Annotated in this window: 26 protein-coding genes and 1 tRNA gene; 8 read left to right on the forward strand and 19 right to left on the reverse strand. The window is 68.3% G+C overall.

Annotation, left to right across the window (positions count from 1 at the left end):
- Positions 1 to 1,050 carry a tRNA 2-selenouridine(34) synthase MnmH gene (gene mnmH / locus OU682_RS01855; RefSeq protein ID WP_268940349.1) on the forward strand — a complete coding sequence of 350 codons (1,050 nt, stop codon included), beginning with the start codon at positions 1 to 3 and terminating at the stop codon, positions 1,048 to 1,050.
- A gap of 63 nt (positions 1,051 to 1,113) precedes the next feature.
- Here mnmH and OU682_RS01860 read toward each other — a convergent pair whose 3' ends face one another.
- From OU682_RS01860 to OU682_RS01905, 10 genes are all read right to left on the reverse strand, one after another.
- Complete coding sequence (locus OU682_RS01860; RefSeq protein WP_268940350.1) at positions 1,114 to 1,914, reverse strand: purine-nucleoside phosphorylase; 801 nt, start codon at positions 1,912 to 1,914, stop codon at positions 1,114 to 1,116.
- Positions 1,898 to 2,950: an ABC transporter permease gene (locus OU682_RS01865; RefSeq protein ID WP_268940351.1), complete on the reverse strand. Its 1,053-nt coding sequence runs from the start codon at positions 2,948 to 2,950 to the stop codon at positions 1,898 to 1,900. Before OU682_RS01865 ends, OU682_RS01860 begins: the two co-directional genes overlap by 17 nt.
- Positions 2,950 to 4,044, reverse strand: a complete 1,095-nt coding sequence (locus tag OU682_RS01870; protein ID WP_268940352.1) for an ABC transporter permease — start codon at positions 4,042 to 4,044, stop codon at positions 2,950 to 2,952. Before OU682_RS01870 ends, OU682_RS01865 begins: the two co-directional genes overlap by 1 nt.
- 3 nt (positions 4,045 to 4,047) lie before the next feature.
- Positions 4,048 to 4,527 carry a hypothetical protein gene (locus tag OU682_RS01875; protein ID WP_268940353.1) on the reverse strand — a complete coding sequence of 160 codons (480 nt, stop codon included), beginning with the start codon at positions 4,525 to 4,527 and terminating at the stop codon, positions 4,048 to 4,050.
- 84 nt (positions 4,528 to 4,611) lie between these two features.
- On the reverse strand, positions 4,612 to 6,252 hold the full coding sequence (locus OU682_RS01880) for an ABC transporter ATP-binding protein (RefSeq protein ID WP_268940354.1): 1,641 nt from the start codon (positions 6,250 to 6,252) through the stop codon (positions 4,612 to 4,614).
- Positions 6,253 to 7,236, reverse strand: coding sequence for a BMP family lipoprotein (locus OU682_RS01885; RefSeq protein ID WP_268940355.1), 984 nt, complete (start codon positions 7,234 to 7,236; stop codon positions 6,253 to 6,255). It abuts the gene before it with no gap.
- A gap of 80 nt (positions 7,237 to 7,316) precedes the next feature.
- On the reverse strand, positions 7,317 to 7,736 hold the full coding sequence (rimI, locus tag OU682_RS01890) for a ribosomal protein S18-alanine N-acetyltransferase (protein ID WP_268940356.1): 420 nt from the start codon (positions 7,734 to 7,736) through the stop codon (positions 7,317 to 7,319).
- Positions 7,733 to 8,323 (reverse strand): tRNA (adenosine(37)-N6)-threonylcarbamoyltransferase complex dimerization subunit type 1 TsaB, encoded by a 591-nt coding sequence (gene tsaB, locus OU682_RS01895; RefSeq protein WP_268940357.1) that lies wholly within the window; start codon positions 8,321 to 8,323, stop codon positions 7,733 to 7,735. The genes rimI and tsaB overlap by 4 nt, the downstream gene beginning before the upstream one ends.
- Positions 8,316 to 8,873 (reverse strand): NifU family protein, encoded by a 558-nt coding sequence (locus OU682_RS01900; RefSeq protein ID WP_268940358.1) that lies wholly within the window; start codon positions 8,871 to 8,873, stop codon positions 8,316 to 8,318. The genes tsaB and OU682_RS01900 overlap by 8 nt, the downstream gene beginning before the upstream one ends.
- A 64-nt stretch (positions 8,874 to 8,937) precedes the next feature.
- Positions 8,938 to 9,393, reverse strand: a complete 456-nt coding sequence (locus OU682_RS01905; RefSeq protein WP_268940359.1) for a universal stress protein — start codon at positions 9,391 to 9,393, stop codon at positions 8,938 to 8,940.
- 149 nt (positions 9,394 to 9,542) lie between these two features.
- On the opposite strand from OU682_RS01905, the gene OU682_RS01910 reads away from it, so the two are divergent.
- Positions 9,543 to 10,286: a sugar transferase gene (locus tag OU682_RS01910; RefSeq protein ID WP_268940360.1), complete on the forward strand. Its 744-nt coding sequence runs from the start codon at positions 9,543 to 9,545 to the stop codon at positions 10,284 to 10,286.
- Here OU682_RS01910 and truA read toward each other — a convergent pair.
- The 9 genes from truA to tsaD form a co-directional block, all read right to left on the reverse strand.
- The gene (gene truA, locus OU682_RS01915; protein WP_268940361.1) at positions 10,283 to 11,062 is read right to left on the reverse strand and encodes a tRNA pseudouridine(38-40) synthase TruA; all 780 of its coding nucleotides are present in this window, start codon (positions 11,060 to 11,062) and stop codon (positions 10,283 to 10,285) included. The genes OU682_RS01910 and truA overlap by 4 nt on opposite strands.
- Positions 11,063 to 11,069: 7 nt before the next feature.
- The gene (locus OU682_RS01920; protein WP_268940362.1) at positions 11,070 to 12,026 is read right to left on the reverse strand and encodes a 5-bromo-4-chloroindolyl phosphate hydrolysis family protein; all 957 of its coding nucleotides are present in this window, start codon (positions 12,024 to 12,026) and stop codon (positions 11,070 to 11,072) included.
- Between the two features lie 158 nt (positions 12,027 to 12,184).
- Positions 12,185 to 13,168, reverse strand: coding sequence for a tetraacyldisaccharide 4'-kinase (lpxK, locus tag OU682_RS01925; RefSeq protein WP_268940363.1), 984 nt, complete (start codon positions 13,166 to 13,168; stop codon positions 12,185 to 12,187).
- Positions 13,165 to 14,322, reverse strand: coding sequence for a 3-deoxy-D-manno-octulosonic acid transferase (locus OU682_RS01930; RefSeq protein ID WP_268940364.1), 1,158 nt, complete (start codon positions 14,320 to 14,322; stop codon positions 13,165 to 13,167). The genes lpxK and OU682_RS01930 overlap by 4 nt, the downstream gene beginning before the upstream one ends.
- Before the next feature lie 23 nt (positions 14,323 to 14,345).
- Positions 14,346 to 14,597, reverse strand: coding sequence for a DUF4170 domain-containing protein (locus OU682_RS01935; RefSeq protein WP_268940365.1), 252 nt, complete (start codon positions 14,595 to 14,597; stop codon positions 14,346 to 14,348).
- Positions 14,598 to 14,658: 61 nt separating this feature from the next.
- Positions 14,659 to 15,072, reverse strand: a complete 414-nt coding sequence (locus OU682_RS01940; RefSeq protein ID WP_268940366.1) for an EVE domain-containing protein — start codon at positions 15,070 to 15,072, stop codon at positions 14,659 to 14,661.
- Complete coding sequence (locus OU682_RS01945) at positions 15,072 to 15,344, reverse strand: YciI family protein (RefSeq protein ID WP_268940367.1); 273 nt, start codon at positions 15,342 to 15,344, stop codon at positions 15,072 to 15,074. Before OU682_RS01945 ends, OU682_RS01940 begins: the two co-directional genes overlap by 1 nt.
- 1 nt (position 15,345) lies before the next feature.
- A complete protein-coding gene (locus OU682_RS01950; RefSeq protein WP_268940368.1) occupies positions 15,346 to 16,287 on the reverse strand; it encodes an NAD(P)H-dependent glycerol-3-phosphate dehydrogenase in 942 nt (313 codons plus the stop codon).
- Positions 16,284 to 17,354 (reverse strand): tRNA (adenosine(37)-N6)-threonylcarbamoyltransferase complex transferase subunit TsaD, encoded by a 1,071-nt coding sequence (tsaD, locus tag OU682_RS01955; RefSeq protein WP_268940369.1) that lies wholly within the window; start codon positions 17,352 to 17,354, stop codon positions 16,284 to 16,286. The genes OU682_RS01950 and tsaD overlap by 4 nt, the downstream gene beginning before the upstream one ends.
- Positions 17,355 to 17,420: 66 nt before the next feature.
- Between tsaD and OU682_RS01960 the strand changes: the two genes are divergently transcribed.
- From OU682_RS01960 to OU682_RS01985, 6 genes are all read left to right on the forward strand, one after another.
- Complete coding sequence (locus OU682_RS01960) at positions 17,421 to 18,083, forward strand: uroporphyrinogen-III synthase (protein ID WP_268940370.1); 663 nt, start codon at positions 17,421 to 17,423, stop codon at positions 18,081 to 18,083.
- Positions 18,084 to 18,239: 156 nt separating this feature from the next.
- A complete protein-coding gene (locus OU682_RS01965) occupies positions 18,240 to 19,604 on the forward strand; it encodes a COG4223 family protein (protein WP_268940371.1) in 1,365 nt (454 codons plus the stop codon).
- 9 nt (positions 19,605 to 19,613) lie between these two features.
- Positions 19,614 to 21,335 carry a heme biosynthesis HemY N-terminal domain-containing protein gene (locus tag OU682_RS01970; protein WP_268940372.1) on the forward strand — a complete coding sequence of 574 codons (1,722 nt, stop codon included), beginning with the start codon at positions 19,614 to 19,616 and terminating at the stop codon, positions 21,333 to 21,335.
- Between the two features lie 88 nt (positions 21,336 to 21,423).
- Positions 21,424 to 21,499: transfer RNA gene (locus OU682_RS01975), tRNA-Thr, on the forward strand.
- 193 nt (positions 21,500 to 21,692) lie between these two features.
- Positions 21,693 to 22,970, forward strand: coding sequence for a tyrosine-type recombinase/integrase (locus OU682_RS01980; RefSeq protein ID WP_329609766.1), 1,278 nt, complete (start codon positions 21,693 to 21,695; stop codon positions 22,968 to 22,970).
- On the forward strand, positions 22,963 to 23,247 hold the full coding sequence (locus OU682_RS01985; RefSeq protein WP_268940373.1) for a hypothetical protein: 285 nt from the start codon (positions 22,963 to 22,965) through the stop codon (positions 23,245 to 23,247). Before OU682_RS01980 ends, OU682_RS01985 begins: the two co-directional genes overlap by 8 nt.
- Positions 23,248 to 23,260: the final 13 nt, after the last annotated feature.

The raw sequence follows: 23,260 nt of genomic DNA on the forward strand, positions 1-23,260 counted from the left end.
GTGGCCCTGACGCTGACACGCGTGTCGGACCCTGCGCTGGCGGGGTTCGACGACATCATCGACGTCAGGTCTCCGTCGGAATACACCGAGGATCACCTGCCCGGCGCGATTAACCTGCCGGTTCTGGACGATGCCGAACGGGCGCGCGTCGGCACCATCTACAAGCAGGTTTCCCCTTTTGACGCCCGCAAGATCGGCGGCGCGCTGGTGGCGGCCAACGCCGCGCGCCATATCGCCGGGCCCTTGGCTGACCGGGACGGAAGCTGGCGGGGGCTGGTCTATTGCTGGCGCGGCGGGCAGCGATCAGGCAGCTTCACGACGATCCTGTCGCAGATCGGCTGGCGGGTGGACCGGATCGGGGGCGGCTACAAGGCGTGGCGCGCGCTTGTCGTGGACCGGGTGCAGAACCAGCCGGTGCCCGCGCCGGTGATCGTGCTGGACGGCAATACCGGCAGTGCCAAGACCGCGATCCTGAAGCGGTTGGCCGGGCGGGGCTGGCAGGTCATCGACCTGGAGGGGCTGGCCAACCATCGCGGCAGCCTGTTCGGTGGCCGCCCCGAAGGCCAGCCCAGCCAGAAGCTGTTCGAAAGCCGGCTGGCTGTGGCCCTGGAAGCGCTGGATCCCGCGCGTCCGGTTCTGGTCGAGGCCGAAAGCAGCCGCATCGGCAGCGCCACTGTTCCCAAGGCCATGTGGCAGGCAATCTGCGCCGCCCCCCGGCTGCGGCTTGATGTGCCGGTCGAGGCGCGGGCAGCCTATACCGCCGCAACCTATGACGACGTGGTGGAGGATCCCGCGCGGGTCGAGGCGATCGTGGCGGCGCTGTCGCCCTTGCACCCCGCCGAGCGGATCGCCGGCTGGCAGGCCGCCATGGCGGCGGGCGATTGGCGCAAGCTGGCCGAGGGGTTGCTGCGCGACCATTACGACCCGCGCTACTTGAAGCACCGGCTGCGCTATTCCGGGCGCGAGAAGGCGGTCGTGGCGCTGGATGACCTGCGGGATCTGGACGCGGCGGCGGGACGCGTCGAGGCGGCCCTGGCGCGCCTGACCTGAGCCTTGGGGCGCGAGCGGCGAGGTCAGGTGCCTCCGGCGGGGATATTTGGACGAAGAAGAAGCTCAGGCGTCGCGCAGGAAGCGGCGGAGGATGCGTTCAAGTTTCGCCGCGCCAAAGGGGGCCATGGCCTTGGTGTGGTCGTGGCTGATCGCTTCGTCCGACAGACCCGCGCCCATGTTGGTGATGACCGAGATGGCGGCGCAACGGAACCCCAGGAAGCGGGCCAGGATGATCTCGGGCACGGTGGACATGCCGACCGCATCGGCACCGAGGATTCTTGCGGCGCGGATTTCGGCGGGCGTTTCGAAGCTGGGGCCCGAGAACCAGCAATAGACGCCCTGGGGCAAGTCGATCCCTTCGGCCAGCGCGGCGGCGGACAGGGACGCGCAGATCGCCGCGTCATGGGCGTTCGTCATGGGAACGAAGCGGCCTTCGGTTTTCTCTCCGATCAGGGGGTTGGTGCCTGCGAAGGCGATGTGGTCGTTCAGCAGCATCAGCCCGCCCGGGGGGATATCCGGGCGCAGGGATCCCGCGGCATTGGTCAGGATCAGCTTGCGGGTGCCGAGCGCGGCCAGCGTTTCCAGCGGCAGCCGCATGGCGTCGGCGCGGCCCGATTCATAGTAATGCGACCGCCCCCCGAAGACCGCGACCCGGCGCCCTTCAAGCTGACCGACCACCAGTTGCGGGACATGCCCCGAGACGCCTGCATGGGGAAAGCCCGGCAGTTCGTCATAAGGGATCGCCACGCCATCGACCGTGCCCGACAGGTGTCCCAGGCCCGAGCCAAGGATCAGGCCGTATTCCGGCGCCTGGTCGCCCGCGCGGTCGCGGATCAGGCTGGCAAGCTCAGCGCTCCTTGACATAGGGCTCTCCTCCGGCGCGGGGCGGGATGGCGCGGCCGACGAAGCCCGCCAGGATGATCACGGTCAGGATATAGGGCAGGGCGTTCATGAACATCGACGGCACGGTGACGATGCCCAGATCCAGGTTCGGATAGCGGTTGGCGATGGCCTCCAGCAGGCCGAACAGGAAGGTCGCGCCAAGCGCCCCCCAAGGCCGCCACTTGGCGAAGATCAGCGCGGCAAGGGCGATAAAGCCGCGACCGGCGGTCATTTCCTTGACAAAGCCCGCCGACAGCCCGGTCGCCAGATAGGCCCCCGCGAGCCCGCACAGCAGCCCGGCGATGGCGACCGCCGCGAAGCGCAGCCGTGTGACCGAGACGCCCGCCGTATCGACCGAGGCGGGGTTTTCGCCGACCGCCCGCAGCCGCAGCCCGAAACGCGTGCGATACAGCACCCACCAGGTCAGCGGAACCATCAGGAAGGCCACATAGACCAGGATCGAATGGCCCGAGATCACCTCGGCATAAAGCGGGCCGATAAGGGGCACGCCACGCAGGCTTTCCGCGAAGGGCAGGGCGATTTCGCCAAAGCGCGGCGTGCCGGTCAGCCAGCCCGCCGTATCCGGCCCGGCCGTCCCCGAGAGCCAGGCGCGGAACGGCGTGACCTGCGCCTCAAGCTCGGCCCCCGGCGTCAGGCTGGGGGTGCGTCCGCCCAGGCCGAAGATCTTCTGCCCCAGCAGCACCGTCAGCCCCGAGGCGAGGAAGTTGATCGCCACGCCCGAGATCAGCTGGTTGCCCCGGAAGGTGATCGAGGCGATGCCGTGGATCGCCGACAGAAGCAGCGCGCCCGAAAGCCCTGCGCAGAGGCCCAGCCAGACGTTGCCGGTCAGCGCGGCCACGGTGGCGGCGCTGAAGGCCGACATCAGCATCTTGCCTTCCAGCCCGATGTCGAAGACCCCGGCGCGCTCGGAATAAAGCCCGGCAAGGCAGGCCAGCAACAGCGGCGTCATCAGCCGCACCGCGCTGTCCAGAATCTGCAGGACGGTGTTCAGATCCATCACGCGCCCCTTTTCCGCATCGCGAGGAACATCCGTTCCAGCGGCATCCGCACCATGTTGTCGAGCGCGCCCGTGAACAGGATCACGAGCGCCTGGATGACGATGATCAGCTCTCGGGGGATGGTGGTCCACAGGGCGAGTTCGCCCCCGCCCTGGTAGAGGAAGCCGAACAGCAGCGCGGCCAGAAAAACGCCCAGGGGATGGTTGCGGCCCATCAGGGCCACGGCGATGCCGATGAAGCCCGCGCCCTCGACCGCGTTGAGGACCAGGCGCTCGGCCTCGCCCATCACATTGTTGATGGCCATCATCCCGGCAAGCCCGCCCGAAACCAGCATGGCGATCATGGTGATGCGGACCGGGTTGATGCCCGCATAGAGCGCCGCGGGTTCGGATTTGCCGAAGGCGCGGATCTCGAAGCCGAGGCGCGTGCGCCAGATCAGCAGCCACACGAGGACGCAGGCGGCGACGGCGACAAAGAAGCTGATGTTGACGGGCGTGTTCTTGCCCCATTCGAAGCCCAGGGCCAGCGCCATGTCCGACAGCTTGGGCAGATGCGTGGCGTCAGGGAAACGGGCCGAGGCCGGGTCCATGCTGCCGGTCGGGCGCAGCAGGTTCACCAGGATGTAGTTCAGCGCGGCCGCGGCGATGAAGTTGAACATGATCGTGGTGATCACGATATGGCTGCCGCGCCTGGCCTGCAGCCAGGCCGGGATCAGCGCCCAGGCCGCGCCGAACAGCGCCGCGCCGATCATCGCGGCGGGCAGGGCCAGCGCCCAATGGGGCAGGGGGAGGGACAGCAGAACCAGCGCCACCCCCAGCCCGCCCATGGCGGCCTGGCCCTCGCCGCCGATGTTGAACAGGCTGGCGTGATAGGCGACCATGACCGCCAGCCCGGTGAAGATGAAGTTCGTCGCATAATACAGCGTGAAGCCCCAGCCATAGCTGGAGCCCAAGGCGCCGTCGATCATCGTGGTCAGCGCGACCATCGGGCTTTCGCCGATGGCCAGGATCACAAGCGCCGAAATCGCCATTGCCAGCACCAGCGAGATCAGCGGTGTCAGGATCACATCGGCCCATTTCGGCATCTTGTCCATCGCTCAGCCTTTCATGCCGTGACACAGCGCCAGGAAGGTTCGCGCGTCGGCGATCTGGTTCCAGGTGATCGCATCGCCATTGCCTGCCATGCGGCCCAGTGTGCGGGCGCGGGGGACGGCCCCGTTCGCGCCGGGATGGCCGCGCACCACCAGCAGGTTCTGCTCGGCCCGCGTCTGGCCTTCGCGCGCCTCGCCCGTGCAGCGGCTGCCGTCGGACAGCGCCGCAAAGGCGATGGCGACGCGGCCCGCGACCTCGGGCGGGGTGGCCGCATCGCCCGGCATTTCGATGGGGGCGTGATCGGCACAGGCCATGCCGCGCCCGTCCTGCAGGCAGTTCTGGGCGAAATCGGCGTGATAATCCGAACCCTTGATCGGATCCGCCACGGCCCAGCTGCCGTCGGGGTTGCGTGCGCGGGTCTGGGCGCGGGCCTCGGCCGCCATGACCAGGCGGTCCGGAGCCTCGCCATCGGGCCAGATGTTCATCTTGGGCATCCGGGGCGCGGGAACGGCGCTGCAGCTTGCAGCGAGAAGAAGCGAAAGAAGGAGAGTCGTGCGGGCAGACGTCATTCAATGATCTCGGGGCAGGTCTTCAAGGTGTTTCTGGGAAGGGGGAATGCCGTCACCCGGCGCGGCGGTGGCAGGATCGACGCCGGCCATGAGCAAGCCCAGATCGCCGACCGTAGCGTTCTGCGGCAGGCGCTCGCCCATGATGCGGCCGTCGAACATGACGGCGATGCGGTCCGACAGCGACATGATCTCGTCAAGCTCGACCGAGACCAGCAGGATCGCCTTGCCCGCATCGCGCAACTCGACGATGCGCTTGTGGATGAACTCGATGGCGCCGATGTCCACGCCGCGCGTCGGCTGGCCGATCAGCAGCAGGTCGGGGTTGCGCTCGATTTCGCGGGCCACGACGATCTTCTGCTGGTTGCCGCCGGAAAAGTTGCGCGCGGCCAGATCGCAGGTCGGCGGCCGCACGTCGAAGCGCCGGATCTTGCCCTCGGCATCGCGGCGGATCGCATCGCGGTCCATCAGCGGGCCGCGGCCATATTCCGGCGCGTCGTGATAGCCGAAAGCCACGTTTTCCCAGGCGGCAAAGTCCATGATGAGTCCCTCGGCCTGCCGGTCCTCGGGGATATGGCCAAGCCCGTTCCGGCGGCGTTCGGCGGCGTTGCACCCCGCCCCCGACAGCGCCAGGGGGGTGCCGTTCACCCGGACCTCGCCCGACACGGTGCTGCCCTTCTCGGGATAGCCGCCGAGGATTTCCAGAAGCTGCGTCTGGCCGTTGCCGGACACGCCCGCGATCCCCAGGATCTCGCCCGCGCGGATGTCCAGGTCGATGCCGCGCAGGCGTTCGACGCCGCTGTCATCGACCATGCGCAGGTTGCGGATCTCCAGGATCGGCTTGCCGGGCTGGGCGGGCGCCTTCTGCACGTTCAGCAGCACCTTGCGCCCGACCATCAGCTCCGCCAGCTGCTCGGGCGAGGTTTCCGCCGTCTTGACCGAGGCCACCATCTCTCCGCGCCGCATGACGCTGACGGTGTCGGTGATCTCCATGATCTCGCGCAGCTTGTGGGTGATCAGGATGATCGTCTTGCCCTCGGCCCGCAGGCCTTCCAGGATGCGGAACAGGTGGTCCGCCTCGGCGGGGGTCAGCACGCCGGTCGGCTCGTCCAGGATCAGGATGTCGGCCTGGCGATACAGCGCCTTGAGGATCTCCACCCGCTGCTGGTGGCCGACCGACAGTTCCTCGATCGTTTCGTCGGGATCGACGTTCAGTTCGTATTCCTGCGCCAGCCGCCGCAGCACGCCACGGGCCTTGGACAGGGACGGGCGCAGCAGGCGGCCATCCTCGACGCCCAGGATGATGTTTTCCAGGACGGTGAAGTTCTGGACCAGCTTGAAATGCTGGAAGACCATGCCGATGCCCGCGCGGATCGCGGTCTGGCTGTCGGTGATGGTCAAGGGCTGGCCGTTGACCAGGATCTCGCCGCTGTCGGGCTTGTAGAAGCCATACAGGATCGACATCAGCGTGGACTTGCCCGCGCCGTTTTCGCCGATGATGCCGTGGATCGTGCCGCGCTCGACCCGCAGGTGGATGTCGCGGTTGGCCTGCACCGAACCGAAGGCCTTGGAAATGCCGCGCAGTTCGATGGCCGCAGGGGCGGCCGGCGACGGCCGCCCCCCGTTTTGCGCCACCACGGCCATCTACTGGACCGGGCAGGTGTTGTCGGTCATGTAGTCGTGGACCGTGACTTCGCCCGAGGCGATCTTGGCCCGGGCCTCGTCCACGGCGGCCTGCATCTCGGGGGTCACCAGGGCCTTGTTGTTGTCGTCGATGGCCACGTCCACGCCTTCGGCCTTCAGGTCCATCACCTTGACGCCGGGCTCGACGCCGTTCTTGAAGGCGTCATAGACGGCATTGTCCACGCGCTTGACCATCGAGGTCAGGACCTTGCCAGGATGCAGGTGGTTCTGGTTGCTGTCGACGCCGACCGACAGGATGCCCTCGTCGGCTGCCGCCTGCAGGATGCCGATGCCGGTGCCGCCCGCCGCGGCATAGATGACGTCCGCGCCCTGGCTGATCTGGGCCTTTGCAAGCTCACCGCCCTTGACGGGGTCGTTCCAGGCGGCGGGCGTGGTGCCGGTATAGTTGACCAGCACCTTGCCGTCGGGCTTGGCGGCCTTGAAGCCTTGCGCGAAGCCGCATTCGAACTTGTGGATCAGCGGGATGTCCATGCCGCCGATGAAGCCCACGGTCCCCGATTTCGAGGCCATCGCCGCCATGATCCCCGCCAGGTAGCTGCCCTGTTCCTCGGTGAAGACGATCGACTGCACGTTCGGCTGTTCCACGACCATGTCGATGATCGCGAACTTGGTGTCCGGGTAGTCCGGGGCCACCTGGTTCAGCACGTCGCCAAAGGCGAAGCCGGTCATCACGATGGGGTTGGCGCCGGTTTCGGCCAGGCGGCGGAGCGCCTGTTCGCGCTGCGCCTCGGACTGCATTTCCAGTTCCTTGTAGGTGCCCCCGGTTTCATCCGCCCAGCGTTGCGCGCCCATATAGGCGGCTTCGTTGAAGGACTTGTCGAACTTGCCGCCAAGGTCGAAGATCAGCGCCGGTTCCGCCAGGGCTGCAGTGCCCGTCAGCGCCGTCAGCGCTACCCCCGCCAGAAGCGTTTTCATCAGGGCCATAAGGAAACCTCATCCTGTTGTGCCGGGCGATTCAAGCCGCCCGCGCGATCGCTCGATTAGGGCGCAATGGCCCTTGGCGGTCAACCGCCTTCTTGGCGGCCATCCAGCGGCAGCTCCATGACAATCGCGTCCAGATCGGGGCCGTAATAGCGCCGCCTGCGGCCCGTTTCCCGCCAGCCGGTGGCGGCATAAAGGGCCTGCGCGGCGGCGTTGTCCGATGCGACCTCCAGAAAGGCGCGGGCCGCGCCCCGGGCGCGTGACGTGGCGGCAAATTCGGCCACCAACGCGCGGGCGATGCCCTGGCGCCGGGCATCGGGGCTGACGGCGAGGGTCAGCAGCTCGGCCTCGTCCGCGACCGTGCGGCCCAGCAGGAAGCCCTGGGGGCGGGTCAGCAGGAAGACATGCGGGCTGTCCAGCAGGGCGGCAAATTCGGCGCCGCTCCAGGGGCGGGGACGGGTAAAGCAGCGCGCGTGCAGCGCGGCAAGCTGGCCGGGCGTCACGGCAGGATCAGCGGCGCCGGATCCCGCGGAGGGGCTGCATCGGCAGGGCGCAGGTACAGCGGTGCCGGCCGCGGGCCGGGATCCGCGCGGCGGGACAGCGCGATCCGTGCGATGGCGATGGCGGGCGGGACCAGCGGTTCTGACGGCTCGGGGCCGGGCGGCAGCGAACCGGCTGCAGCCTGCTGCGGACGGTCCCCCGCGCCGGCGCCGAAATCCTGCCACGCGACCTGATCGGCGCGCAAGGGCAGCACCACCCGGCAGGGCCGGGGCAGGTCGCAGGCTGCGGCCTTGGTGGCCGTCACGCCCACGGCGGGAATTCCCAGGGACAGCGCCAGCCCGCGCGCGGCGGCCACCGCAATGCGGATGCCGGTGAAATTGCCGGGTCCGACGCCGACGCCGATCACGTCCAGGTCGTGCCAGGAAAGGCCCGCATCCGCCAGCAAATCCTCCAGCAGCGGAAACAGCCGTTCGGCCTGGCCCTTGGCCATGTCCTCGTGGCGATGCGCCAGGACGGCATCCCCGCGCAGCAAAGCGGCCGCGCAATGCGCGGCCGATGTGTCAAGCCCAAGCGCTAACGGATCAGGCAACCGGCCGGACCTCGACCACCTCGGGGATGTAGTGGCGCAGCAGGTTCTCGATCCCCATCTTCAGCGTCAGGGTCGAGGAGGGGCAGCCCGCGCAGGCACCCTGCATGTGCAGGTAGACGACGCCGCGGTCGAAGCCGTGGAAGGTGATGTCCCCGCCATCCTGCGCCACCGCCGGGCGGACGCGGGTGTCCAGCAGTTCCTTGATCTGGACCACGATCTCTGAATCGGGGCCGTCATGGCTGGCATGGCCCGCCTTTTCCGCCTTGCCTTCAATGGCCGGGGCGCCGGACTGGTAATGCTCCATGATGGCGCCCAGGATCGAGGGCTTGAGATGGTCCCAAGGCTGGTCGTCGGCCTTCGTCACGGTCACGAAGTCGCGCCCCAGGAACACGCCGGTCACGCCCCCCACGGCAAAGATCCGCTTGGCCAGGGGCGAACCCCCCGCAGTCTCGGGTGCAGGGAAATCCGCCGTGCCGCTGTCCAGCACGGTTTCGCCGGGAAGAAACTTCAACGTCGCAGGGTTCGGTGTGGTTTCGGTCTGGATGAACATGGCCAGGACTCCTTTAAGGCGGATATGGCGATGCGCGGCGCGCGGGTCAAGCGTTCCGGGCGGATCAGGTGATCGCTTCCAGCCGTTCCTTCGAGATGTCGGCGGGCACGATGGTGATGGGGCAGGGCAGGGTCGCGGCCTCTCGCAACAAGCGCGCCAGCAGCGGGTTCTGCACCGACTTGTCGGGGTTCAGGCCGATGGCGATGATGCCGACCTCGGGGTCCTCGGTCAGATAGGCCAGCAGCTGTTCGGCCGGATCCCCCTCGCGGATGACCAGCTCCGGCTCGACTTTCGGGCGCATCCGCATCCATTTGGCGAAGACCTCGAAATGCGCCTCGATCCGTTCATAGGCCTCGGCGCGCATCACCTCGGCCACGCCGAAGCCGTGCTGGATCTCGTTCGGAGGAATGACCGCCAGCACCGTCACCGCGCCGCCGGAATTCGATGCCCGCATGGCGGCAAAGCGCATCGCGTTCAGGCATTCCCGGCTGTCGTCCAGCATCACAAGAAACTTTCGCATCCCCTGCCTTTGCATTGCCTTTCCGGCCAGACAGTGGCCGCTTTGCAATGGTCGCGCAAGTCATTCAGCGGATTGCAGCAAGGCCGGTTTCCATGTTTCCGGCAATATGCTACCGCCCAGCAAGAACGAGTTGTTGCAGGGCAGGCATCGTGACAATCCACCATGACTGGGACAAGACCAGTTCGGCACGCCTAGCCGCGCCGAAGATGGCCTGGTTCGTGGTTGATGCGAATTCGTCGCTGGCCAATCCCGCGCCGCGCGGCAAGCGGCTCTTCGACATCATCCTTGCGCTTATCCTGCTGATTCCCTTGTCCATCGTCATGGGTGTCGTTGCAATCCTTCTGCTGATCCAGCAAGGCCGGCCGATCTTCTATTCGGCCGAGCGGATGCGGGCGCCGGGGCGGTCCTTCACGCAGTTGAAGTTCCGCACAATGATCGGCGAGGATGAGGATTCGGGCGCGACCGGCGCGCACAAGCATTGGCGCATCACGCCGCTTGGCCATTTCCTGCGCCGCACGCGAATCGACGAATTGCCGCAGTTGTTCAACATCTTGGCCGGCGACATGAGCTTTGTGGGCCCCCGCCCGCCCTTGCGCGAATATGTGGAGCGCTTCCCCGCCGTCTATTCCCAGGTCCTGAAAAGCCGCCCCGGGGTGACGGGCCTTGCGACCCTGATCTATCACCGGCACGAGGACCGCATCCTCGCCCGCTGCAAGAGCGCCGAGGCGACCGAGCGCGCCTATTACCGCCGCTGCCTGCCCGCGAAGCTGAAGATCGACCTGATCTATCAGCGCCACCGCGACATCCGGCTTGACCTGTGGATCATGTGGAACACGCTGAAGATCGTGTTCACCTCCAAGGACGAACGCCCGCGCCGGCGGGGCCGCCCCTAGTTTCCGAACGGATCCTGCGGATAGCCGACACCGCATAGGTAAAGGCCATTCGGTGGGCAGACCGGCCCGCAGGCCGCACGATCCCTGGCCTTCAGTGCCTCGGCCACGCGGTCGGCCGGCCATGCGCGCGCCCCGACCCGCTCCAACGTGCCGACGATGGACCGGACCTGGTTGTGCAGGAAGGACCGCGCCCTCAGGTGAAAGCGGTATTCGCGGCCCTGGGGGATGGGGGTTTCCTCGATCGTGATCTCGTCCAGCGTCTTGACCGGACTGGCCGACTGGCAGATCGAGGATCGGAAGGTCGTGAAATCATGCAGCCCGATCAGATGGGCCGCCCCCTGGCGCATGGCGTCGGGATCCAGCGGGTTCAGCACCTGCCAGACAAGGCCGCGGTCATGGGTGGCGGGCGCGCGGCGGGCTTGCAGGCGGAACAGATAGCGCCGCTCGGTCGCGGAAAAGCGGGCGTGGAAATCGTCGGGAACGCGGGCGGCGGCCAGAACAGCCACGGGCGCGGGCTTCAGATGGAAATTCAGCGCCTCGGCCAGCCGGAACGGATCCCAATCGCGCGCCAGATCCGCATGGGCGACCTGCGCGGTGGCATGGACGCCCGCATCGGTCCGCCCCGCCGCCGCAATCCGCGCCCCGGCCGCAAAGCCGCTATCCAGCCGCGCCAGGGCAGCTTCGACGGCGCCCTGGACCGAGGGCTGGTCGGCCTGCGCCTGCCAGCCGGCAAAGGGGCGGCCGTCATATTCGATCTTCAGGGCAAAGCGCGGCATCGAAAGATCAGCGCGCCTTGTCCCGGTCAGGGTTCAGCAGACCATCCAGGAAGCGGGCGGTTTCCGTCCGGGGCGCCTCAAGCGCGGCAGGCTCGCTGGCCCGGACGCCTTCGCGCGCCAGGCGGTCCCGCAGGACCGAGATTTCGATGTCCAGATCCGCCCGGTCGCCTTCCAGCAGATGCTGCGACTTGGCGCTGAAATCCTTTTCCAGATCGTTAAGGAATGTCTCGTAGGAGGCCCGCGTCTCCGGATCCTGCGTGCGGCGGTACAGGTCCGCGAACTTCACCGTCGCGTCGCGCGCGCCCATCAGGTAGACGCCCATGTAGCGCCGCGCCGCCGACAGATCGCCGGGATTGCTGCGCACGCGGTCGAACAGTTCCTCGACCGTGCCGGCAAAGCGGTCCACGCGCGCCTCCAGCCAGCGGTCGCCGATGCGGCGGATCGCGTCGCGCATCTGGGCCAGGTGCGCCTCGCCTTCCTCGATCATCTTCTGGGCGCGGTCCTGCTGGAACTCGTCCACGCCCGCCATGCCCTTGTCGCGCATCGGGTCGGTGCCGAAGGCCAGCCAGTGCAGCACCATGCCCGTCGCGCCGATCAGCCCGGCACCTGCCAGGCTGCCGGGTTCGGCCGCGCCAAGCCCCAGGCCCAGCCCCGTCAGCACGCTGCCGAACAGCTTGCGCGGGATGGCCGGTCGGCGGGCGACACGGCGGACCTCATAGGCAGCCTCGGCGGCCAGACCCTCACCCGTCATCCACATGGCGCTGGCGATCGTGCCAAAGGCGGCCAGGCTGGCGGCCATGCCGGCGGGATCCTGGAAAAAAGCCCCGAACAGGAAGGGCACCGCGGCGATCGTCACGTATTTCGGGCGTCCGGCCAGCCGGTGCCGGATCGGCGCGGGGGCGGCCTGGTTCAGGTTGCCCTGCTGCATCCCGGGCGAGAAGCGCCCGCCAAAGCGTTTCGCCATGCCCTTACCCCGCCCCGAACGAGGCATAGAGCGTCACAAGAACCAGCAGATAGAAACTGAGCCTTTGGATGGCGTTCTGCGACATTCCCGTCCTTCCCTGGGGGGCCGGATCGGCCCGTAGGGCTTCTATATCGGGATTGCGGGCCGGATTGCAAAGATCAGCGGCGCGGAAACAGCCGGTCAAGCGCCTGCTCCAGCGGTGCGGGGTCGTCGATGGCAAGCCGCACCGGCAAAGTCATCACCCGGGACCGGAAGGAGCGGGGCAGGCGGGCGGCGTCCTTTTCGGTGGTGACAAGCTGCGCGCCGGTCAACCGCGCCTCGGTTTCCAGCCGGGTCAGCAGGGCGGGGGTGAAGGGCTGGTGATCCTCCAGCGCCTCGGCCCGGACCACGGCGGCGCCAAGCCCCGCCAGGGTGGCAAAGAACTTTTCCGGATGGCCGATGCCCGCGAAGGCCAGCACGCGGTGGCCCTGCCAGTCCATGCCCATCTGCAGGGGCGCAAGATGGCCGCGCAGATGTGGCGGGCCTTCGGGGGCGGCGAAGCGGGCCTGGGCATCAGGCGGGCCGATGGACAGCAGCAGGTCCGCGCGGGCAAGGCCGGTCTCCACGGGTTCGCGCAAGGGTCCTGCGGGGATGCAGAACCCGTTGCCAAAGCCCTTGGCCGCATCGACCACGACCAAAGACAGGTCATGTGCAAGCGCCGGGTCCTGGAAGCCGTCATCCAGGATGATCGCCTGCGCCCCGCCTGCCACGGCCGCGCGCGCGCCAGCCAGCCGATCCTTGGCGACCCAGACCGGCCCGAAGGCCGCCATCAGCAGCGGCTCGTCCCCGGTCAGGGCAGCGTCGTGACGCGATTCCTCGACCCGCAGGGGGCCCTCGGCGCTGCCCCCATAACCGCGCGACACGACATGCGCCGCGATCCCCCGCGCCAGCAGGATCTGTTGCAGGTGAATGACGGTGGGCGTCTTGCCGGTGCCGCCGGCGTTGAGGTTGCCGACGCAGACCACCGGCACGCCGGCCCGCGCGCGCGCCCCGCCCGCCAGCCGCCGGGCGGTGGCGCGCGCATAGGCGGCCCCCAGCGGCGCCAGCAGACGCGCGGCCAGGGCGGGCGGGCGCTGATACCAGAAGGCGGGCGCGCGTTTCACGGGCCGGCCTTTTCGATGGCGTCAAGGACCGGTGCGCAGATCCGCATGGTCACGTCCGCGCCGCCGGTGCTGACGGTCCAGGCATTGCTGGCCAGCGTCGCGATCAGTTCGGGCTGGGACAGTTCGGCGATGGCGGCGGCCAGTTCCTCGGCATCGGCGACCTGCCGCGCTGCGCCCGCGCCGCCGAGCTGCTGCCATTCCGTGGGGAAGCGTTCGGTGCGTGGGCCGTGGACGATGGCCGAGCCCAGGGCCGCGGGCTCGAACGGGTGGCGGGCGGCGGCGTCGTCGCCCCCCAGCGTGCCGCCCAGATAGGTGACGGGGGCCAGGCGATACCACAGCCCCATCTCGGTCGGGCCATCGGTCAGCATGACATGGACATCGTCGGTCGGATCCTCGTCCAGCGAGCGGCGGGCGACCACCAGGCCGCTGGCCTCGATCTCGGCGGCCAGGGGGTCGATGCGGGCCGGATCGCGGGGGGCCAGGAACAGCAGCGCCCGGTGGGACTGGGCCAGGGCCGCGTGATGAGCGGTCAGCACCGCCTGCTCCTCGTCCGGCGGGACCGAGGCCGCAAGCCAGGCGTGGCGGCCGCGCAGAAGCTGGGCCATGATGCTGCGCTCGGCCTCGGAGCAGGGGAGGGGATCGCGGATCTCGGCCACCGGCCCGGTCATGGTGACGCGCCGGCGATCGGCCCGCATCCGCAGCGCGGTGGCATGGCTGGCAGGGTCGGTGACCAGGATGGCCCGCATTGAGCGCAGCAATTCGCGGCGGCGAAGCGCGCCCAAGGTCCAGCCCGAATCCTCGGGCTGGAAGCGCGCCTCAGCCAGGATGACCGGCACATCACGGCGGCCCGAGGCGGTGACCAGCGCGGCCGGCAGGTCGGAACCCAGCAGCAGCAGCGCGGCAGGCCGGGCCTGCATCAGCGCCTCGGCAGCCGCAGGGGTCAGGTCGGCCAGTTCCAGGATGCGCAGGTCCGGCCGCGCGCGCATCAGGCGGCGCTGGACCTGGGAAAAGGCCACGCGCGCATCAGGGGACACATGGACCAGAAGCAGGGGGCCGGTGCCCTGGGGAACGTCGGGCGCGGCGTCCTGTCCCGCGGCCTTGCGAAGCTGCCACCACAGCCCAAGTCGCCCGATGCCGAAACCGCCCTTGCCCATGGCCTGCCCCTGGCTGCGGACGATCAGCCTTTCACCTCCAGCTCCTCGGTCGCGCTGGCGGCGGCTTCCTCGTCCCGCAGGCGATGGAGATGGGCAATGAAATAGCGGGTATGGGCGCTGTCCACGGTCCGCTGCGCCTCGGCCTTCCAGGCGTCATAGGCGGACTGGTAGTTCGGGAAGATGCCGACGATGTGGATATTGTCGGTGTCGCGGAACTGCGTGCCCTGCGGGTCAGTCAGTTCGCCCCCGAAGACGAGGTGCAGGCGCTGGCTCATGGCTGTATCCTTGATGTTGTCCGCGCCAAACCTAACGCGGCAGTGCAGCAATATGAAGCGGTCACAACCCTGCCAGCTTCATGATCGCGGCCCATTCGCCATCGCTGACCGGCTGCACCGACAGGCGAGAGTTGTTGACCAGCACCATGTCCTTCAACGCCGGTTCCCCCTTGGCCTGGTCCAGCGAGATCGGCCGGGGCAGGGGCTTCACGGCCTTCAGGTCCACGCATTCCCATTTCGGGTCGTCGGCCGTGCTGTCGGGATGGGCCTCGGCCACGACCTCGACGATGCCCACGGCCTCCTTGCCGATGTTGGAGTGGTAGAACAGCCCAAGCTCTCCCACCTTCATCGCCCGCATGTTGTTGCGCGCCTGATAGTTGCGCACCCCGTTCCATTCCTCGCCCGCGTCACCCCGGGCGACGAGGTCGTCCCAGCTGAAGACATCCGGTTCGGACTTGAACAGCCAGAACGCCATCAGCCGATCACCTTCTTCCATTCGGTGATCTCGACCGAATCGAACAGCCCGGCCAGGCCATAGGGGTCGCTGGCGGCCCAGGCCCTGGCCGCATCCATGCTGTCGGCCTCCAGGACCAGAAGCGAGCCGCGCATCTGGCCGTCGGCCAGCATCGGGCCGCCGAACAGCACGGCGCCGCTGTCGCGGGCATAGGCCAGATGGGCCTCGCGGTTGGCCATGCGGGTTTCCAGGGCATCGGGCTTGTCGCGGCAGATCAGGGCAAACAGGGGCATGTCATTCCTCTTTCAGGGGGCGGGTCATCAGCATTTCCGCCGCGTTTTCGACCGAAACCCTCCTTTCGGCAAGGGCGGCGACCATGGCGGCGATGGGCATGTCCTCGCCCAGCCTTGCGGCCAGGGCGGAAACGGCGCGGGCGGTGGCCGCCCCCTCGACGGTGGTGCCGGCGTCGAAGGGCTGCGCGCTGCCAAGCGCCTGGCCATAGCGGAAGTTGCGGGACTGGACCGATGTGCAGGTCAGTGTCAGATCGCCCAGACCGGACAGCCCGGTCAGCGTCTCGGGACGCGCGCCGAGCCGGGCGGAAAGGCGGGTCATCTCGGCGAATCCCCGCGTGATGATCGCGGCGCGGGCGCTGTCGCCAAGGCCTGCGCCGATCACCACGCCCGCGGCGATGGCGATGACGTTCTTCAGCGCGCCGCCCAGTTCGGCGCCGGTCACGTCGGTGGTGCGGTAAAGCCGCAGGACCGGCGTGGACAGATCGTGTTGCAACGCCTTGCCCGCATCGCGGTTCGCGCAGGCCAGCGTCAGCGCGGTCGGAAGGCCCCGCGCGATGTCGGCGGCGAAGGAGGGGCCGGTCAGCACGGCCACGGTGGCTTTCGGGCAGGCATCAGTCAGAAGCGACGATGGGCCGGTCAGCTTGTGCAGGTCGATGCCCTTGGCGGTGCTGACCAGGTGCCTGCCGTTCAGCAGGGCCGCGTGATCGGCCAGAAACCCGGCCAGGGCCTGCGCGGGCAGGGCCAGCAGCAGCGTGTCGGCCTGCGTCGCGGCGCGCAGGTCGTCGGTGACGCGAATGGCATCGGGCAAGGTGACGCCCGGCAGGCGCGGATTGTCGCGGTCCCAGCTTGTGTCGCGTGCCCAGAGCGTCACCGGACCGTTGGCGGACAGCGCCACGGCCAGCGCCGTGCCAAAGGCGCCGGCGCCCAGGATCGCGATGCTCATGCCTTGGCCCCTTTCTTGCCGCCGCCCAGCATGGGGGCGGCGCTGCGGTCCAGCGGCCAGCGGGGGCGCGCGGCCAGGTCCATGCCGTCGCGGTGCCCAAGGCGGAACCGTTCGGCCCCCGCCCAGGCAATCATCGCGCCATTGTCGGTGCACAAGGCCAGCGGCGGGGCCAGGAAACGGGTGCCCGCGTCCTGTGCGACCCGTTCCAGAGCCGCGCGGATGGTGCGGTTGGCGGCGACGCCGCCCGCGACGGCCAGCACCGGGACGGGGTGCGCCGCCAGGGCGCGGCGGGATTTCTCGGCCAGAACCTCGGCTACCGCCTGCTGAAAGGCGGCGCAGAGATCGGCACGATCCTGCTGACGCAAGCCGCCCTGTTCCGCGATCAGTTGGTCGCGCAGCCGCAGCGCGGCGGTCTTGAGACCGGAAAAGGACATGTCGCAGCCCGGCCGGTCAAGCAGCGGGCGGGGCAGGGCGAAACGGTCGGGATCGCCATTTACGGCCTCGGCCTCGACGGAAGGCCCGCCCGGCTGGGGCAGGGCCAGCAGCTTGGCCAGCTTGTCAAAGGCCTCGCCCGGCGCATCGTCGATGGTGCCGCCAAGACGGGTGAAATCCTCGGGCCCGTCCACGCGCAGGAATTGGCAATGCCCGCCCGAAACCAGCAGCATCAGGTAGGGAAAGCCGATCCCGTCGGTCAGGCGCGGGGTCAGGGCATGGCCCGCCAGATGGTTCACGCCGATCAGCGGCAGGCCCGCGCCGGCGGCGATGCCCTTGGCGCACATCACGCCCGCCATCACCCCGCCGATCAGCCCCGGCCCCGCCGTGACCGCCACCGCCGTGATATCGGACAGCCGGACCCCTGCCTGCGCCAAGGCCTGCTCCACGACCAGATCCAGCCGCTCGGCATGGGCGCGGGCGGCGATTTCCGGCACGACGCCGCCGAAATCGGCATGCAACGCCGTCTGGCTGCTGACGACAGAGGCCAGGATCCGCCGCCCGCCCGTGACCAGCGCGGCGGCGGTGTCGTCGCAACTGCTTTCGATACCAAGGAAAATCTGGTTGTCGTCCATGCTCTTGCCGGGCGGGGAAATGGCGCTTACGCCTGTAGCCCCTAGCATCGGCCACGGGGGTTGCCAATGTCCAGCGCCAAGCCGCCCGCCCTGCTGCTGACCCGCCCGCTGGCGGATTCGCAGCGGTTTGCCGCGATGCTGCCCGACTGGCCGGCTGTCATTTCGCCCATCCTGCGGATCGTGCCGGTGGATCACGACAGCCGCCCCCTGCAGGACGCGCCGGGGCTGGTCTTCACCTCGGCCCATGCGGTGGCGTCCGCAGGGCCGGGGCGGGGACGGCTGGCGCTTTGCGTGGGTGGGCATACGGCGCGCGTGGCGCAGGCCGCGGGCTTCGACGTGCGCGAGGGGAACGGCTTTGCCGAAGGGCTGCTGCCGCTGATCGCGGCCGCGGGCGTTCCGCTGATCCATCCCCATGGCCGCCATTTGGCGCGGGAACTGCCGGTGGCGGGGGTGGTCGTCTATGACCAGCAGCCGCTGCCGCTGAGCGATGACGCGCAAGCGCTGTTGGCGGGTGGGGCGCCGGTCGTCCTGCCGCTGTTTTCCCCCCGCAGCGCCCGGCTGGTGGCCGATGCCGCGCGCGCCGCGCGGGCGCCGCTGTGGCCGGTTGCGATCAGCACCGCCGCGATGGCCGCATGGGACGCACCCGCGGCAGGCCGCCGCGTCGCCGATTCGCCCGATGCGGCCGCCATGGTTGACGCCATCCGGAGCCTTTCCCTTGCGGAACCATGATGCGCAGGGCGGGTTGAGAAATGGCCCCTCGCTGATTAGGCTGCGGGCCAAGCGCGGACGGGATTGCTGCCGCGAGGACGGGGACAAGACGTGAAAAAGCCAGACAAGACCTCTAGCCCAGGCAAATCCGCAACCTCGGGGGGCAAGACGCCCCTGATGCTGAAAAAGGAAGCCGCCGAGCCGGGCGTGATCGCCCAGGCCGAGACCGGCCCCGGCGACGGCACGGCCGCCATGCCGACCGGCGGAGAGATCAAGCCCATCGAATCGAGCCTGCTGGGCGACGGCACCGGGCAGAATCCCGCAGCCGAGCGCAAGGCCGCCCGCGGCAAGTCCGAGGCGAAGCCGAAGGAGGCGCCTAAGGAGGCGCCGAAGGATCTGCCCAAGGACGTGCTGAAGGATGTGCCAAAGGAGACGCCGAAGGATGTCCCGGCGCAGGCGGCCTTGTCCGACACGCCGGTCCCCGCCTCGACGGCCGCGCCCGCGCAGAAGGTCACCGTGCGGAAAACCGGCTTCTGGCCCGTCTTCCTGGGGGGCGTCGTTGCCGCAGGCTTGGGATCGGCGGCGACCATCTGGGCGCTGCCGCACCTGCCCGCAGGCTGGCTGCCCGTAGAGCCCGTCGCACAGCCCGCCGCGCAGCCTGCCGAGGCACCCGCCGAAGCCCCCCAGGTCGACGTGGCCGCCATCCGCGCCGAGGCCGTCAGCGCCGCCGAGGCCGCGGCGGCCGAGCGGATCGACGCGCTGCGCGCCGAACTGGCGGCCCAGCCCCAGGCCACCCCTGCCCAGGACACGCCCCCCGGCCCCTCGGCCGAGGACCTGGCGGCGCTGCGCCAGCAGATCGAAGAGCAGACCGCGCAGATCCAGGAACTGACAGCCCGCCCGCAGATCGACCCCGACCTGGCCGCCCGAGTCCAGACCCTGGCCGACCAGGCCGGCACGCTGGAACAGCAGATCCAGACCGCTGCCCAAGCCGCGCAGGCGCAGATCAACGCGGCCCAGGCCGAAGCGCAGCAGTTGCAGGAAGCCGCCGCCGAAACCACCCGCCGGGCCGAGGCGGTGGCCGCCGTCGCTTCCCTGCAGACCGCGCTGGACCGCGGCGTGACCCCGGACGAGGCGCGCCAGACCCTGGAAGGCGCGGGCCTGGAGGCGCCCGAGGCGCTGGCGCGCGAGGTGCCGAGCCTGGACAGCCTGCAGACCAGCTTCCCCGAGGCCGCGCGCGCCGCGCTGCGCGCTTCGTTCCGCGAGGAAAGCGCCGCGGGCAACGGCAACCTGCTGACGAACTTCCTGCGTGCCCAGACAGGCGCCCGGTCGGTCGAGGCGCGCGAGGGTGATGATCCCGACGCGATCCTGTCGCGGGCCAACGAGGCGGTCGAGGCAGGCCGCATCGCCGATGCCGTGACCGAGATCGAGGCGCTTCCGGATGATGCCAAGGCCGCCCCTGCCATGGCCGAATGGCTGGCTGGAGCCACGGCCTATCGCGACGCGCGGGCGGCCTTGTCCGACCTGTCGACCCCTTCAAACTGAGGTCCGGGAATGCTTCTGTCCCTGTTGAAAATCCTGTTCTTCTTTGCCGTTGTCCTGGTCATTTCGCTTGGGGCGGTTCAGCTGTCCGAAACCGGGCAGATGCTGCGCATCGAGTATGGCGGCACCGAATATGTCCTGACCCCGGTCAAGGCGGTCGTGGCCCTGCTGATCCTGATGGTCCTGGCCTGGCTAGTCTTCAAGGCCTTGGGCCTGTTCCTGGCCTTCGTCCGCTTCATCGCGGGGGATGAAACCGCCATCGACCGCTATTTCGCGCGGTCCCGTGAACGCAAGGGCTATGCCGCGCTTGGCGAGGGGATGCTGGCGGTCGCCTCGGGCGAGGGGAAGCTGGCGCAGGACAAGGCCGCCAAGGCCGAGAAATACCTGAACATGCCCCATGTCACCAACCTGCTGTCCGCCCAGGCGGCGGAAGTCGCGGGCGACAAGGCGCGCGCGGGTCAGGTCTATCGCACGTTGCTTGACGACGATCGGACCCGCTTCGTCGGCATTCGCGGCCTGATGCGCCAGAAGATGGACGAGGGCGACACCGCGACCGCGCTGCTCTTGGCGCAAAAGGCCTATGCCCTGAAGCCCCGGCACCGCGAGTTGCAGGACACGCTTCTGGATCTGGAAATGCGCGAGCATGACTGGAAGGGCGCGCGTCAGCTGCTGAAGGACAAGCGCCGCCAGGGGGATCTGCCCAAGGACGTTCATATCCGCCGCGATGCCGTGCTGGCGCTTCAGGAAGCCAGCGAGGTTCTGGCCGAGGGCAATTCGATCAGCGCCCGAGAGGCGGCGATTTCCGCCAACAAGGCCTCTCCCGACCTGATACCGGCGGCGGTGCTGGCGGCGCGCAGCTATATCGCGCAGAAGGACTACCGCAACGCGTCGCGCGTTCTGGAAAAGACCTGGTCGGTGCGCCCGCATCCCGATATCGCCGCGGCCTACGCCGAGATCGTGCCGGACGAGACGCCCGGCGCCCGCCTGGCACGCTTCAACCGGCTGATCGCCAAGAATGCCGACAACGAGGAATCGCGCCTGCTCAAGGCCGAACTGCTGCTGGCGGCGGAAGATTTCCCGGGCGCCCGCCGCGCGCTTGGCGATCTGGCCGAGAAGCATCCGACCGTGCGCACCCTGTCGATCATGGCCGCCGTGGAACGGGGCGAGGGTGCGGACGACAGCGTCGTGCGCGGCTATCTGGCGCGTGCGCTGACGGCGTCGCGCGGTCCGCAATGGGTCTGCGACAAGTGCCACAACGTGATGTCCGACTGGGCTCCGGTCTGCGACAGCTGCGGTGGCTTCGACACGCTGACCTGGCGGGAACCCGAAAGCGTCCGTCAGGTCGCGACAGCCACCAAGGGCGCCGAGATGCTGCCCCTGCTGGTCGGCGCCCCGAAGCACGAGCCCGTGGTGGAGCCTGCGACGGAACCCGCAGCCCAGCCGACGGTGCAGGACATGGCGCCTGAAAAACCCGCCGAGCGGCCAAAGCCCCGCCGGGTCGAGGTTGCGGATGTTGCCCCGGGCATGGTGCCGCGCGAAAGGGACTATGTCACGGTCGAGCCCGCCAGCACCATCACCACGCCCGAACCTGCGCCAGTCCGGACAGAGGCCCAGCCCGAGTTGGTGATCGTGTCCACCCCGCCGACCCGACCGGTCGATGAGCCCGTGCTGATCCGCCCCGACCTGGCCTCGCCCGAGGAAGCGGAATGGACCGAGGGGAAGACCCGGCCGTAAGCAAGGGGTGCAAGAGGGGGCGTAAAAAAATGCCGCGCCCCCTTTTCCCCCGGCGCGGAAGCTGCTATCCGGCGCGGCACAACCTGATGCCGGTGTAGCTCAGCTGGTAGAGCACGTCATTCGTAATGATGGGGTCGGGGGTTCGAGTCCCTTCACCGGCACCAGGGTTGATCAGACAAGGCCAGTCCTTCGGGGCTGGCCTTCTGCATTTCAGGGGTCGGGAAAGCTGGTGCGGGCGGCGCGCACCGACTTGAACACGCCCCGATTATCAGCCGTTATCCGCAATGACATTTAGCAGTTCTGAATTTCAGAAATTCAGCAATCTTAATAGCTTGTGCTATATTTCGTTGTCACGCGTTGTCGCCCCATATATCTTCCGGGTGTGGGTCAAAGTGTGTAACGGATTTTGCGATGGCACGGGAAAAGCTGAACGCGGTAAAGGTCAGGCAGTCGCCTGCTGGGAAGTATGGTGACGGCGGCGGGCTGTGGCTCGTCAAGCGCGACAAGGATACCGGCAGTTGGATGCTGCGGATGTCCGTGCATGGGCGGCTTCGCCATATGGGATTGGGGTCAATCGCTGAAGTGTCGCTAGCCGAGGCCCGCGCAGCGGCGCAGAAGTGGCGGGCCGTGTTGCGAGAAGGTCGCGATCCGATCCAGGAACGTGAACGCCAGCGGCGTGATGCAGCAAGAAACCTGCACCTGCTGGCAGATGTGGCACGGGATGCGTATGAGGCGCGTCAGGCCGGGCTGAAGGGCGACGGAAAGGCAGGCCGCTGGTTCAGCCCTCTGGAAATTCATGTCCTGCCCAAGCTGGGCAAGACGCCGGTTGCAGAGATTGACCAGATAGCGATTCGCGATGTCCTTCGGGTGATTTGGAAAGCGAAGTCGGCCACGGCGGAAAAGGCGTTGCAGCGGTTAGGCATCGTCATGAAGCACGCGGCGGCGCTGGGCTATCCTGTGGACCTTCAGGCCGTCGATAAGGCAAAGGCGCTGCTGGGCGCACAGGGTCATGAGGTCCAGAACATTCCGTCCCTGCCCTGGCGCGATGTGCCAGCGTTCTATGCCTCTGTTGGCGACGGTTCGGTCACACACCTTGCATTGCGCCTCCTGATCCTGACAGGGCTGCGTTCTGCACCGATCCGGTTCATGCGGGCAGATCATATCGAGGGCGACGTGCTGACCGTCCCTGCCGAGTTGATGAAGGCCCAGCGAGGGAAGGCCATGCCGTTCCGTGTTCCGCTGACCCCCGAGATGCTGGCAGTAATTGAGGAAGCCAAGCGCCACGCCCGCGACGGCTTCCTATTCCCTAGCGTGAAGAAGGGCGTCATTTCGGACGCCACCATGGCGCGCCTGATGGAGCGCCGCGAAATGGAAGCCCGGCCACATGGGTTCCGATCCTCCTTGCGCGTCTGGTTAGCAGAAAGGGGCTGTCCGCGTGACATTGCCGAGATGATCTTGGCGCACTCGGTCATGGGCAAGGTCGAGGCTTCCTATCAGCGATCCGACCTGCTGGACATCCGGCGCAGCTGGCTGGATCGCTGGGCGCGGTTCGTGGTTACGGGCAAGGACGAAGCGTCAGTTGAGGCGCCAGCAGGTGCCGAGGTCATACCGATGCAGGCGGTGGCGCATGGGTGACATAGACCTGCCGGACAATCTATTTGACGCCGCAGCACTGGTTTATGTGGATGCCGGGGCGACGATAGAACAGGCCCGCGACTGGATCATCATGCAATGCCTTGAAGGTGGGGAAACATCGGCCTTCGTCTATTTTGAGACGCTGGGCCATCAGCCCGGCAGGGAAGTGCTGCGTATGCTTTCCCTGATGATGACCGAAGCCTTGCACGTTCCTGAGAACGGCGGTGAGAAACTAGTCCACGGAAGCGGCGGCATGGAGCTGCTGCGGGCGGCGTAAAAGTCGTCCACCC

It is taken from the genome of Paracoccus benzoatiresistens (assembly GCF_026913015.1).
GTDB classification, from domain to species: domain Bacteria; phylum Pseudomonadota; class Alphaproteobacteria; order Rhodobacterales; family Rhodobacteraceae; genus Paracoccus; species Paracoccus benzoatiresistens.

Bases quoted from the DNA above. Each gene is read 5' to 3' on its own strand.
- OU682_RS01865 (WP_268940351.1), bottom strand. From the start codon at position 2,950: ATGGATCTGAACACCGTCCTGCAGATTCTGGACAGCGCGGTGCGGCTG.
- OU682_RS01870 (WP_268940352.1), bottom strand. From the start codon at position 4,044: ATGGACAAGATGCCGAAATGGGCCGATGTGATCCTGACACCGCTGATC.
- OU682_RS01950 (WP_268940368.1), bottom strand. From the start codon at position 16,287: ATGAGCATCGCGATCCTGGGCGCCGGCGCCTTTGGCACGGCGCTGGCC.
- OU682_RS01860 (WP_268940350.1), bottom strand. From the start codon at position 1,914: ATGTCAAGGAGCGCTGAGCTTGCCAGCCTGATCCGCGACCGCGCGGGC.
- OU682_RS01970 (WP_268940372.1), top strand. From the start codon at position 19,614: ATGCTTCTGTCCCTGTTGAAAATCCTGTTCTTCTTTGCCGTTGTCCTG.
- OU682_RS01940 (WP_268940366.1), bottom strand. From the start codon at position 15,072: ATGGCGTTCTGGCTGTTCAAGTCCGAACCGGATGTCTTCAGCTGGGAC.
- OU682_RS01905 (WP_268940359.1), bottom strand. From the start codon at position 9,393: ATGCGAAAGTTTCTTGTGATGCTGGACGACAGCCGGGAATGCCTGAAC.
- OU682_RS01985 (WP_268940373.1), top strand. From the start codon at position 22,963: ATGGGTGACATAGACCTGCCGGACAATCTATTTGACGCCGCAGCACTG.
- OU682_RS01960 (WP_268940370.1), top strand. From the start codon at position 17,421: ATGTCCAGCGCCAAGCCGCCCGCCCTGCTGCTGACCCGCCCGCTGGCG.
- OU682_RS01875 (WP_268940353.1), bottom strand. From the start codon at position 4,527: ATGAACATCTGGCCCGATGGCGAGGCTCCGGACCGCCTGGTCATGGCG.
- tsaD (WP_268940369.1), bottom strand. From the start codon at position 17,354: ATGGACGACAACCAGATTTTCCTTGGTATCGAAAGCAGTTGCGACGAC.
- OU682_RS01935 (WP_268940365.1), bottom strand. From the start codon at position 14,597: ATGAGCCAGCGCCTGCACCTCGTCTTCGGGGGCGAACTGACTGACCCG.
- OU682_RS01945 (WP_268940367.1), bottom strand. From the start codon at position 15,344: ATGCCCCTGTTTGCCCTGATCTGCCGCGACAAGCCCGATGCCCTGGAA.
- OU682_RS01965 (WP_268940371.1), top strand. From the start codon at position 18,240: ATGCTGAAAAAGGAAGCCGCCGAGCCGGGCGTGATCGCCCAGGCCGAG.
- OU682_RS01920 (WP_268940362.1), bottom strand. From the start codon at position 12,026: ATGGCGAAACGCTTTGGCGGGCGCTTCTCGCCCGGGATGCAGCAGGGC.
- OU682_RS01885 (WP_268940355.1), bottom strand. From the start codon at position 7,236: ATGGCCCTGATGAAAACGCTTCTGGCGGGGGTAGCGCTGACGGCGCTG.
- OU682_RS01900 (WP_268940358.1), bottom strand. From the start codon at position 8,873: ATGTTCATCCAGACCGAAACCACACCGAACCCTGCGACGTTGAAGTTT.
- OU682_RS01930 (WP_268940364.1), bottom strand. From the start codon at position 14,322: ATGGGCAAGGGCGGTTTCGGCATCGGGCGACTTGGGCTGTGGTGGCAG.
- OU682_RS01880 (WP_268940354.1), bottom strand. From the start codon at position 6,252: ATGGCCGTGGTGGCGCAAAACGGGGGGCGGCCGTCGCCGGCCGCCCCT.
- truA (WP_268940361.1), bottom strand. From the start codon at position 11,062: ATGCCGCGCTTTGCCCTGAAGATCGAATATGACGGCCGCCCCTTTGCC.